8 protein-coding genes are annotated in these 7,590 nt (G+C 29.7%); 7 read left to right on the top strand and 1 reads right to left on the bottom strand.

Annotated elements, in window-relative coordinates:
• The 4 genes from NF27_RS12630 to NF27_RS09975 form a co-directional block, all read left to right on the top strand.
• Positions 1 to 468 (top strand): hypothetical protein (locus tag NF27_RS12630; RefSeq protein ID WP_039459143.1); only part of this gene is annotated, 468 nt, incomplete at its 5' end.
• Positions 469 to 739: 271 nt separating this feature from the next.
• Positions 740 to 1,369: a GNAT family N-acetyltransferase gene (locus NF27_RS09985; protein ID WP_161791858.1), complete on the top strand. Its 630-nt coding sequence runs from the start codon at positions 740 to 742 to the stop codon at positions 1,367 to 1,369.
• The gene (locus NF27_RS09980) at positions 1,360 to 4,032 is read left to right on the top strand and encodes a sodium:solute symporter family transporter (protein WP_039459137.1); all 2,673 of its coding nucleotides are present in this window, start codon (positions 1,360 to 1,362) and stop codon (positions 4,030 to 4,032) included. The genes NF27_RS09985 and NF27_RS09980 overlap by 10 nt, the downstream gene beginning before the upstream one ends.
• Before the next feature lie 2 nt (positions 4,033 to 4,034).
• Complete coding sequence (locus NF27_RS09975) at positions 4,035 to 4,952, top strand: response regulator (protein ID WP_039459134.1); 918 nt, start codon at positions 4,035 to 4,037, stop codon at positions 4,950 to 4,952.
• Between the two features lie 178 nt (positions 4,953 to 5,130).
• Here the strand turns inward: NF27_RS09975 and NF27_RS11500 are convergent, their stop codons facing one another.
• Positions 5,131 to 5,541, bottom strand: coding sequence for a helix-turn-helix domain-containing protein (locus NF27_RS11500; protein ID WP_161791857.1), 411 nt, complete (start codon positions 5,539 to 5,541; stop codon positions 5,131 to 5,133).
• A 355-nt stretch (positions 5,542 to 5,896) separates the two neighbouring features.
• Here NF27_RS11500 and NF27_RS09965 point away from each other — a divergent pair, with 355 nt between their 5' ends.
• The 3 genes from NF27_RS09965 to NF27_RS09950 all read left to right on the top strand — a co-directional run bounded on the left by NF27_RS09965 (position 5,897) and on the right by NF27_RS09950 (position 7,586).
• Positions 5,897 to 6,313, top strand: a complete 417-nt coding sequence (locus NF27_RS09965) for a single-stranded DNA-binding protein (protein WP_039459132.1) — start codon at positions 5,897 to 5,899, stop codon at positions 6,311 to 6,313.
• Positions 6,314 to 6,397: 84 nt separating this feature from the next.
• The gene (locus NF27_RS09960; RefSeq protein WP_039459129.1) at positions 6,398 to 6,862 is read left to right on the top strand and encodes a single-stranded DNA-binding protein; all 465 of its coding nucleotides are present in this window, start codon (positions 6,398 to 6,400) and stop codon (positions 6,860 to 6,862) included.
• A gap of 217 nt (positions 6,863 to 7,079) precedes the next feature.
• On the top strand, positions 7,080 to 7,586 hold the full coding sequence (locus tag NF27_RS09950; protein WP_039459124.1) for a TrbC/VirB2 family protein: 507 nt from the start codon (positions 7,080 to 7,082) through the stop codon (positions 7,584 to 7,586).
• Positions 7,587 to 7,590 lie beyond the last annotated feature (4 nt).

The following is a 7,590-nucleotide window of genomic DNA, read 5'->3' as shown; positions in this document are numbered from 1 at the left end:
AAGGAAAGAGAGAAGATAAGGGAAAAAGAAATTATAAAGTTTAGAGAAGAGAATAAACGTAAGGCAGAAGAAAGAAGGAAAGAAGAGATTATAGAAATAAAGGTACAGAAAATAGCGAATGAACTTAGAAGTAAGGCGTTAGCTGAGCTAGAAGATAGTTGGAGTAGGGCAGGGGAAGAGAAGGGGAGGAAAGAATTTGAAGAATACATGTTTAGTGATAAACAGGAATACAAAGTTGTAGATCCTTTTAAGGAAGAGTTTAGAAGGCAAGGTTGGGAGATGGCATTTGCTGAATATGTATATACCCAATTTAAGTTGCATCATTATATACGAAAAAGTGAAGAAGCTTTTATTAATGAAGCTAAAAGTCATATATGTACAAATAGCTCATCAAATATAGTAATAAATTACAATCAAATCAGCATAGAATCAAATGCTAATCAAATTATAAGTAATATTGATAAGTAATATTGGTGTTAATTAAATACTATAATATAAATAATATTTAATATAAGAATATCAAATAAGAAGATATTAAATTAAAAAATTAAGTAGAATTAAATAAAAATTTATTTATAATATGAAAATAAATTCTTATTAGGAAGAAAGTAAAAGATAATTTTCTTTATAGTTTAAAAAACATAATTGATTATGAAAATTCTCTCAGTAACTAATACCATAGCATTAATACAAAGATGATAAATATGATTTAAAAATAAACTAAAAAGGTATGGATAGTATGTTAAATAAAACATTTGAAAAAGAAATATGTAAAGTAACAATCGATCCAATTTATTCTATACAGACTGCAAGATTATATATTCGGCAAACTTTTAAAAATGATTTAGATAATTTTATATCTCTATATGGGGATGAAAAAGTTATGGAAAAATATACTGATGGAAATATCCGTAATCCAGAAAGAATAAAAATAATGATAGATATTAATATAAAAAGGTGGGAAGAAAAAAATCCTTATAGCAGTATGTCAATATTTGATAAAGAAACTAACGAATTTATGGGTAATATTTTTATCTCATCATTTGAAAGAAGTGACAATACTGGCTTACTTGGGTTTCTTTTTCATCAAAAATTTTGGAACAAGGGTTTTGCTAAGGAGGCGGCTTTTGCTCTTACAAATGTATTCATTCCTTATATTACCTCAGTAAGTAATATTGAAACAATTAATGAAATTATTGCTTATGCAAGACCTGACAATCTCGCTTCAAACAAAATTCTGCAATTTTGTGGTTTTGAATTAAGTGAGGTTGTTGAAAAATTTGGAGCGGAAAGATTTAAATACAGCTTAACTCTAGAAAGATTAAAAAATATAAGATGTAACCGCGAACAAAATACCCTATGTATTTAGATATCTCTATTGTAATAATTTTTTTAATTTCAAACTTAATATTAGGTGTAATATCAGGCACTAAAATTAAAAACTTAAGAGAATATGCAGTTGGCAATAGAAATATTTCAGGTGTTATTCTTGCTATAACCGTTATAGCGACCTTGGTTGGTGGTGGATCATCGCTTGGAACCTCAACGGAAGTTTATAAATTTGGAATAATTGTTATTGTGGCTAAGTATGGTGTAAGCTTGGGGATGCTTATAATAGCCTATTTTATAGCTCCTAGAATGGAAAGGTTTTTTGGGTTTGTATCAGTAGGTGAGATAATGGGGAGGCTATATGGTGAAAACGCGAGAATTATTACCGGCATATCAGGAGCATTATTATGCACCGGAAGAATGGCGGCGCAAGTTCTAGCATTAGGTTATATATCAAGTTATTTTTTTAATATAGATGAAAAATTTGCAATAATTCTTGGATCTTTAATAGTTACCATATCTTCGGCATTTGGTGGTATAAAAGCTATTGTATATACTGATGTCTTACAATTTATAATTATAATAATAACTATTCCCATTATATTAAGTATAGGGATTCAGGAAGTCGGAGGATATAAAGAGCTAATTAGTTCTCTACCATGGGATAAAAAAACTATATTTCCTAGTTCAGACATGTTTAAAAAATACTTTTTCGTTTTTTTGTACATGGCCTTACCATTATTATCTCCTCCTTTTGTACAAAGAATGTTAATGGCAGGAAATATTGATCAAATAAAAAAATCTTTTATATCAACTGCAATCATTGATTTTATATTTACTACTATTGCTGGATTTATAGGCTTAATAACATTAAAGCTTTACCCCTCAATAGATCCTAACCATGCGTTTCTCAAGTTGGTAAACACTTTAACGCCTATTGGAATAAAGGGATTAGTAATTATAGGTCTTCTTTCTATTCTTATGTCTACTGCTGATGCTTACTTAAATATGATAAGTATAAGCTTGGTTAATGATGTTGCAAAACCTCTCAAATTAAATTTATCTACTAAAAAAGAATTATTATATACAAGGATTTTAACTGTTTTTGTAGGTATTTTAGCAGCTTTAATAGCACTAAATTTTAAAAATATATTTGAGTTAGCAATATATGCTACTAATTTTTGGGGGCCAATTATAGTAGCCCCGCTGTTGCTTGGAATATTTGGTATAAAAGGAAATTACAAATCTTTTATATATGGGGCAACAGCGGGATTATCTGTTTTTATTATGTGGGAAGTCTTAAAATTAAAAGATAAAACATATATTTATAGTACTATTCCAAGCGTGGTTGCAAACATAAGCACTTTTCTTTTATATTCTGCCATTCAAAAAGCAAAAAATGTTGAAAGATGTTTAATAGTGCCAAAAACATCTCTTAGTTCAGGTAAAAAGAGATTTAAAAAGTTTATTTTAAAAATATCTAACCTCGATTTAATAAAGTTTTGTGATCGAAATACCGAACAAGATAGTATACCATATCAAGGTTTTGCGATTTTTATGTTAATAAACCAAATTGCTAGGTACTTTACAAATTTTGTTGAAACTAATGTTCAAAGTATTATTTTAGCTTTCATATCTGGGATATTATGCGTAGTTGTTTTATTAAAAGATAAATTAAATAAGGATATTAAAAAATATGAATCTTTATTCTGGTTTATTACTATAACATTTAGTTTAGTAATAATGCCTTTTTATATTTTATATATAACAAATTTTAACACAAATTGTCTTATATCTTTTTTACTTTCAATATTTATATTATCAGTAATTGTAAACTGGATAATGTTTTTAATACTGCTATATACAGGTATATTTCTAACACTTCTCTGCATTTTATTTATCCCAAATAACAATATTATAAGTAATACGGAAGGAGTAACGTGGTTTATATATATGTTAGCTTTTGTGTTCTTCTTAAATATGTTTTTTAAAAAAAGAAGTGAAGAAACCGACGAGCAAAGAATAACCATTGCTAAAAATTTAGGCGGAATGATTACGCATGAATTAAAAACACCATTATTAAGATTTTCATCAATTAATAATAGGTTTAAAAAAGTTATTAACGAAAATAATATGGATATTTTAGAAGGTATACAAAACGATTTTTATAAAAACCTGAAGTATATAGGAAATACAATAGAAATGATTAGTTATAAACTTCAAGGAGCGGAGATTATAACAGAGTTAGAGGAGACGCCAATTAACCAATTATTGAATGATATTATGAGCAATTACCCTTTCCAATCGGAAGAGGAAATGAAAATGATCGAGATCAATTGTTTATATAATTTTAAACTTAATGTTGATAAATCTCTATTTTATCACTTACTATATAATCTTCTGAATAATGCTATTTATTACTTAAAAAATACACCTGGCGGGTCTATAAAAATAAATACTGGAGTTAATGATAAATATAACATTATTTATGTGGAAGATAACGGGCCAGGGATTCCTCCCGATATGGAAGAAGTAATATTTCGAAGTTATTATACTACTAAAAGAAATGGAGCCGGTTTAGGTTTATATTTTTGTAATCAAGCAATGAAAAAACATGAGGGAGATATAAAGTGCGAATCAAAGCATGGGGTTTATACAAAATTTATACTTTACTTTCCAAAACATTTAAACAATAGAGGATAAAAATGATCCCATTCTCATGGCCAACGAATATTATAATTATAGATGATGATGCAGGAATTCTTGAGATATTAGAGCCTATGATAGAACAAAATCATAATAGGCTGCATTTTTTTACTTCTCCCCAAAAAGCTTTAAAATTTATAGTCGACCACTCACAACTCGATATTCCAGATTCCATAGCTGAATACCAAGAATATGATTTTTCTATCCGAGAGCTTAAAATCGACCTCAAAAAGTCTTTTAAATTAGCTGAAAACAAGGACAAGTATAATCTGATCTCTGCTATAATATGCGATTATGATATGCCATACATATCAGGTGTAGATTTGTTTAAGCAAGCTAGTGAGTTTTGTAACGCTAGAAAAATATTGCTTACTGGTAGATTAGATCCAAGAGAAGCTATAGATTTAAAAGGTAACTTAATCGACGATTATTTAGAAAAGGACTATAAAGAAAATTTTGCTTTAAAGTTAAATCAAAAATTGAAAGATCAGATAAAACACTATTTTACAGGGCTTTTTCCATCTTTAAATTCATTGATTAAATATGATCCTGATTTTTATTTTGTAGGCAACCCATTAATTAAAGAATATTTTTATCAAGTATGTAAAGAAAACAATGTTACAGAATGTTATTTAATTGATTATACAGGCATATATTATTTAATTAATGACAAGAAAGAAAATTTTATCTTTTTTGTTCAAAATAACGATCAGTTAGAAGTTATGATAGATGAATATAAAGATAGAATAAGTGATACTAAGTTAATTAAAAAACTACATAGCAAAGCTTACCAGGTAGTAAAATTAGAAAACGAAAAAATAATATACCCGAATTACAATGAATTAGAGAAACATTTATATTCTGTTAGTAAAGTTATTGGTGAACAATACTATATTTCTTTTATTAAGATCAATTAATGTAAATAAAAATAACATAAAAATATACTGCGCAGTTAATCCTTTAAGTTAAGGTGTTGTAATGACAAGTTTTACCTAAAATTTTCACATCAGATATAAAGCTAAATTATATATAGATATTATTTTAATAGAAGCAGAAAAATTTATTTATATACTTAAATACTTCGAGGCTACCAGGTTAATAAAGGTTAGCATTTTTATCAATAATCCATTCTATAAACTTTTTATCTACCTGTTTGTTATTTTTTAAAAGGGAATAGACATATCCTTCTTTTAATACATCTAGAAATTGGTCTAGAGATAGGTCCTGCTTTAAATTCTTTATGCAAAGTACAGTATGATCTAATACTTGGTAAAATAGATCAATTAATGTTTCGTATTGGATATCTTGTTTTTTAACAGCTTTTATTACAGTTTTTTCCGGATCTTCTAAGAGTTCATCGATTGTACAGTTTAAAACATTTGCAATTGACGAAATTGTTTCAAGAGTTGGATTTTTAGAACGCCCATGAATTATATTCGTCGCAGCACCGCGATTTAAGCCTGCTCTTTTTTCGAGCTCAATCGGGCCAAGGTTCTTTTCCTTCATTCTATTAAGCACTTGGGCTTTTAAGTTATTTGCAAAGACGCTCATTACTGATAAATAGTTTTTTTGAAAATATATTTTATCATAATTATAAGAAATGTATATAAAAATACTTGCGGTGTATATAAAGCTCATGTATAATTATATAGCGAGCAGGTAGTTGCGTTATATACAGCGCACTGATAGCGCTAATTAAATAAAAATTTCAGATAGAGTGATCAGTTTGGATCTAACCACTCTATCTAGAGGTCTGATAGACCTTTATATCCGAATTCCAATCTATCAGATCTCCGAGCAATTAGCAAGTAAAAATGGCGGTAATGCTAAACTGTTACTGTTTGATATATAGGAGATAATTATGCGAAGCGGAGCGTATGTAGAAATACTTGGTAGATTAGGTAGTGATATACAAATCAGATCTACACGAGAGGGTAAACCCTATGGGGTTTTATCTATAGCTGTAAATAAAAAGGTAAAGTCTTCATCTCAAAATGGTGCACCTAAGTCCATTGCAAAGTGGTATAAAGCAATTGTTTGGAATGAGCACTTATTAGTAAAAATGGAGCCTCTTCTTAAGACCGGCAAGAAAATTCTCTTAATAGGAGAATTAGATGTAATTCAACCGACTGCACCTGGAACAAAAGCCCACAACATCATCCTAGTTAGAAGTAAATCAGGAATAGCAGTATTGGCGGAACCATCTATGTCCGAGGTAGAAGAGGAGACCTTTATTGAAGAGCAAGAAGAAATATTGCCTGAAGAGTTAACAGCTTAGTTTTTACATATTTCAATAAAGATAAATGTAATAAAGCAGCAAGTGCTTATCCCTTACTGCTGCATAGAATTAAGGAGCAAGAATATGTTAATAAGTGGAGCATATATCCAACTTTGCGGAACTGTTATTCAAGGAATAGAAATTAAACGTACCGAGAAAGGAAAAGAATTCGGATTGTTTAGAATACAAGTTAGTAAGAGAATAAGCTTTGATTCTGATACCGATGAACTTACCCATGGAGAAAGAAGGTATAGTGCATTTATTTGGGATAAAGAGTTATTTAAACTGGCTAAGCAGCTTCTGATCAAGGGTAAAAAGGTGAGGTTGTTCGGTGAACTGGATTATATCCCGGTTAAAATATTACCTTCTGACGTATTTTTAGCAAACTCTCCGGAAGAAGGGTTAGTGCTTACTATTAATATAACAAAAATATCAAGTGATACGCAAAGAAAGGGTAGCAAGGATATATACTATCCTAAAAACAAATTTCAATCGGCACATACAAAGACGGTATTCATTCAAAATAACCTAGAAGGCGGTATACAATGAACCGACAATCCAAGGCAAAAGAATTTACAAATGCTCAACAACGGTACTTTAAGCATATTTTGATATTACTAACTATGTCTCCAATAGTTGTAGCAAGCTTGGCTAATGTCCGGCCTAGTTTCCGGGCAACTGCAAGAGAAAAACTAATTTTAATTAATATTATAGGCATATGGAGCTGCAATCAGCTTAATCATCGTTCATAATGAGGAGAAAAACGATGAGCAACAAGATTCACTATAAAAACTATAGGGAATTAAGGGAGAGGGGTTGTAAAGAGAAAGGTAAACTTTTTCTTTATGAATTTTTTAATCGACTTAATACAAGAGGATATATGAATAAAAAACCACCAAGCTTAATTACAGGGCTAAAGCAAAAAATAGCTTTGTTAAGCGAGAAAACAAACCATCAAATAGTTAAGCAATATGTTTGTATAAGTAACAATGAGCACCTTAAAACTATGGGAGCTGTTGCTTTGGTTGCTATGTTGTTTGTCCCGGAAATAGGGCTTGCGGCTGATAATGTCGATGCCTTCAAATCGATGTTTGATAAGATAGCCGGTTGGATAACGGGAAGTGCCGGTAAGTTGATTACCGTGATTGCTATAGCGGTTGCTGCATTTATAGGTGTGCTAGGGTTTTCAATGAAGTATGTCTTAGGTTCCTTTGGAGTCGGTTTGTTGCTCGCCTTTTCGGTCAGCATAGTTAACATGTTGTTTGCTGTTTAACAAT

Origin of the sequence: Candidatus Jidaibacter acanthamoeba, from assembly GCF_000815465.1 — a bacterium.
Taxonomy (GTDB): domain Bacteria; phylum Pseudomonadota; class Alphaproteobacteria; order Rickettsiales; family Midichloriaceae; genus Jidaibacter; species Jidaibacter acanthamoebae.
The sequence above is the reverse complement of the archived record's forward strand: the minus strand, read 5'-3'. Positions and strand labels throughout refer to the sequence as shown.